Source organism: Crocosphaera sp. Alani8 (assembly GCF_038442745.1).
Lineage (GTDB): Bacteria > Cyanobacteriota > Cyanobacteriia > Cyanobacteriales > Microcystaceae > Crocosphaera.
Genome location: NZ_JARVCN010000297.1, coordinates 1 through 3,940, shown reverse-complemented (window position 1 = coordinate 3,940; position 3,940 = coordinate 1). Strand labels below are relative to the sequence as shown.

At 40.5% G+C, this 3,940-nt stretch carries 2 protein-coding genes; one reads left to right on the top strand and one right to left on the bottom strand.

All coding sequences use genetic code 11. The features are described 5' to 3' along the window. The first annotated feature begins 80 nt into the window (after positions 1 to 80). A complete protein-coding gene (locus P9B04_RS16135) occupies positions 81 to 2,951 on the top strand; it encodes a glycoside hydrolase family 9 protein (protein WP_342056007.1) in 2,871 nt (956 codons plus the stop codon). A gap of 531 nt (positions 2,952 to 3,482) precedes the next feature. Here P9B04_RS16135 and P9B04_RS16130 read toward each other — a convergent pair. Beyond that, entirely contained in the window at positions 3,483 to 3,908 is a 426-nt protein-coding gene (locus tag P9B04_RS16130) for a DUF29 domain-containing protein (RefSeq protein ID WP_342056008.1), read from the bottom strand. Positions 3,909 to 3,940 lie beyond the last annotated feature (32 nt).

Genomic DNA, 3,940 nt, shown 5'->3' with positions numbered 1-3,940 from the left:
TCTATTAGTAAAGGGTTTTATAAGGGGGTTAAAAAGAGCGGATTTGGTATAATGTACCGGAGGTATTCACGCTTAATGGAATGATAATCGGCTCTAATACTGATCCAGATAATCCAGGTGACTATGGAGACGATAATCATAATGGAGATGGACATAATCATGATCATGGAGATAATCACAACCATGATGAAGACCCATTACCTAATGATGACCCTCAAGATCCTCTCACCGATGAAGGTCAAATTTTCTACAGCGATGGAAGCAACCAACGCATAAACGACTTCGACCTCTCCCAAGACAGAGTAGATATTGGACCCGATTCGATCCACAATCAAATCCCCATTGATACTGTTGATGGTCTGGTGTTCCAAAATATGTTTAACCCCAACCGCTCCCTAACACTGGTTGGGATTAATCTTAAAGACCTCAAAGCAGAAAACTTTACCCCCATCTCCGATGCACACTTGCAACAAGACCTGAGTGCAGCTTTAGCATGGGAAAACGGCACAGGCTATATCAGAGAAAATACCGTTTATGTTCGTTCCCATGAACAAGGATTAGAAGAAATCGTCGAATTTAATCCAGAGACTGACCGCATTAGCTTTTTCTATCTCAGTGTGCGAGGGGATAATCAACTCAACTTTGCGGTAGAACAAACGGCTCTTGGGGTGAGGTTTTATAGTCCGATTACAGGGCAAAGTATAACCCTTAGCGGAATTGAATTCTCGGATTTGAATAGCTCACATTTTGAGTGGAGAGCAAATCAACTAGAAGACAATATCGCAGGTCGCATGGGACTATCGGATAAAATAGCCAACTTTACTATTGTCTCTGACAATGTATTCAGTGGCAAAAGTGTGCCTATGGCAGGGTTAGTGGACAGAGCACCCTATCACATCAACTATCCCGATTACACAGGTGAAATTATAGGCTCTAATCCTCCACCAGATGACCCAGTAGATCCACCAACTGATCCACTAGACCCACCAATTGATCCACCAGATGACCCAGTAGATCCACCAATTGATCCACCAGATGACCCAGTAGATCCACCAACTGATCCCGTAGATGACCCAGGAGACCCGCCAACTGATCCAGTAGTTGATCTACCAGTTGACCCCATAACCTCGGACTACGAAGTAGATTTTGCTATTACTAATAATTGGGGTAGTGGATACCAAGGTGAAGGAAAAATCACTAACAATGATACTAGCCCACTCAATGGCTGGACCATTGAGTTTGAATTTTCTGGCAATATAACTCAAATATGGGATGCAGAAATTGTCAGTCAAAATGGGGACACCTATGTAATTAAGAATGCAGATTATAACGGCACAATAACTGCTGGTCAAGAGATATCTTTTGGTTTCTTAGGAAACGGTTCTACTTCCAATTTACCAGAGGTATTCAAGCTTGATGGAATGGTAATCGGTTCTAATACTGATCTAGATAATCCAGGTGACTATGGAGACGATAATCATAATGGAGATGCACATAATCATGATCATGGAGATAATCATAACCATGATCATGATCCAATTGACCCAGGTGATCCACCAACAGGTGATTTTAATTATGGAGAAGCCCTTCAAAAATCCCTCCTTTTCTATGAAGCACAACGCTCTGGACCACTTCCAGAAGATAACCGCATTGAGTGGCGTGGTGATTCTGCTGTAAATGATGGTGCAGATGTTGGTCTTGATCTGTCTGGTGGCTATTATGACGCAGGAGACCATGTTAAGTTTGGCTTCCCAATGGCATCGTCAATGACAATGTTAAGTTGGGGTGTTGTTGAGTATGGTGATGCTTATGAGCAAAGTGGGCAACTTGATGAAGCTTTGGAGGCTATTAAATGGGGTACTGACTACATTATCAAAGCTCACATCACTGATAATCAAGGAACACTAGAATTCTGGGGACAAGTGGGCGATGGTTTTGTCGATCATTCCTACTGGGGACCGGCAGAAGAAATGACCATGAATCGTCCATCTTTTAAGATCGATCGCCAAAATCCAGGGTCTGAGCTCGCCGGTGAGTCAGCCGCAGCATTAGCTGCCGCTTCAATCATCTTTAGAGAAAGTGATTCTGCTTATGCTGATCTTTTGCTGGATAACGCAACACAACTATTTGATTTTGCTGATCAGTATCGTGGCAAATATTCAGATGCCATTTCCAATGCTAGTTCTTTTTACAACTCTTGGAGTGGCTATATGGATGAGTTGTCATGGAGTGCAGTATGGCTTTACAAAGCAACAGAAGATTCCACCTATCTTGATAAAGCAGAACAGTATTATCAAGGGTTAAATCCCTCCTGGACTCATAATTGGGATGATAAATCCTATGGTGCTGCAACTTTACTTGCTCAAGCTACAGGAAAGTCTGAATATCAACAGGATGCTGAACAATGGCTTGATTATTGGTCTGCTCCAAGCGGCGGTATTCAATACACCCCTGGAGGTCTTGCCTGGTTAGATCAGTGGGGATCACTCAGATATAGTGCCAATACAGCCTTTATTGCAGGAGTTTATAGTGACACAGTCAATGACTATGGCGATCGCTATGCCAACTTCGCTAAGGATCAGATCGATTACATATTAGGGGACAACCCTGATAATTTTAGCTATATGGTTGGATTTGGAGACGATTATGCCCTCAATCCTCATCACCGAAGTGCCCACGGCGGCTACAACATCAATGATCCCAATCCAAACGCTCATATCCTCTATGGTGCATTAGTAGGAGGACCAGCATCACCCAACGACTACGATTACCTAGATGTGCGCTCGGATTATATTCGCAATGAAGTAGCCCTGGACTACAATGCAGGTCTAACAGGTGCTTTAGTTCGTCTCTATGATCAATTTGGAGGAGACCCTTTAACGGATAGTCAGATTAACACTCTACCAGGTCTCTCTGTCTCAGACCCAGAATATGGAAGTCCTCTGATCTAGCTTTTTGTTGACTTCCTCAAAAGAGCCAGATGAATGGGGGAAAATTGTCTTCCCTTCCACTTGAGAATTAACGACATTTCTCTTTGGAGGCTATAAGTACCCCGCTATCATCTTTGATTGTGGGACTCGTTCCTAGTCGTACTCCTCTAGTCTCTAGAGGAGTACGACTAGGGTTGAACCTTGAAAGTTCAATAACTATCTGCTTGATGGAGGTGCAAGTCTTCCCCGTCAAGGCTAGACATGACTCTTTACTGGAGTTTAGACTAAACACTCATACTGTACAGTTTAGTTTAACAATTTAGAAGGCATAAAAATATGATTTAGCCTGTCAGAAAAGCTAAAAATAATGCTAATATGTTGATTGAAAACTGTAAGCGGCCTTTTTCTTGGCTTTTTTTGTCGAGTTACTGTCTCTTTAACAGTATGATGATGATGTATTTTATTCCTTTTTTACCTTTTTTCCTTATTCTAATAGAAACTTAGGCAAAAAATCTGCTTTCACTACTTATGATACACTACCCCCACCCTGTATTAACTAGGAAACCATTTTTCATTTAATAATTCTTCAAAGGTATAAGGACATTTTTCAGGAAAATAAACATTAAATCCTGTTTCTTCTTGTACATAATATAAAGAATCATCATAAATATCATTTAATTCTTCTCTTAAATAATTTTGTAAATTAGTGGTTAAGTATTTCCTTAACTGAGTGCGCAAACTTTGTATTTCTGCACGCCAATGATTCCGATTTCTCTCTTTTTCTGCTTCCCAATATTGCAACAATAATAAATGTCTAATAATTTTTTCTAAAAAGCTACTAACTAGGTTTTTATCTCTTTTTCCTAAGCTTTCTAACTCCTCAATTAAATGATCAATATCTAAGTCATTCAAACGTTTTTCTTTAAGCAATTTTATGGTTTCTTCTAACCATAAATGCAGGGTAAGCTCATCTAAAATGGTATAAAATGTACTTGACTAAGAAAGCAAAA

Coding starts and splice junctions, on each gene's coding strand:
- P9B04_RS16135 (WP_342056007.1), top strand. CDS start 81: ATGATAATCGGCTCTAATACTGATCCAGATAATCCAGGTGACTATGGA.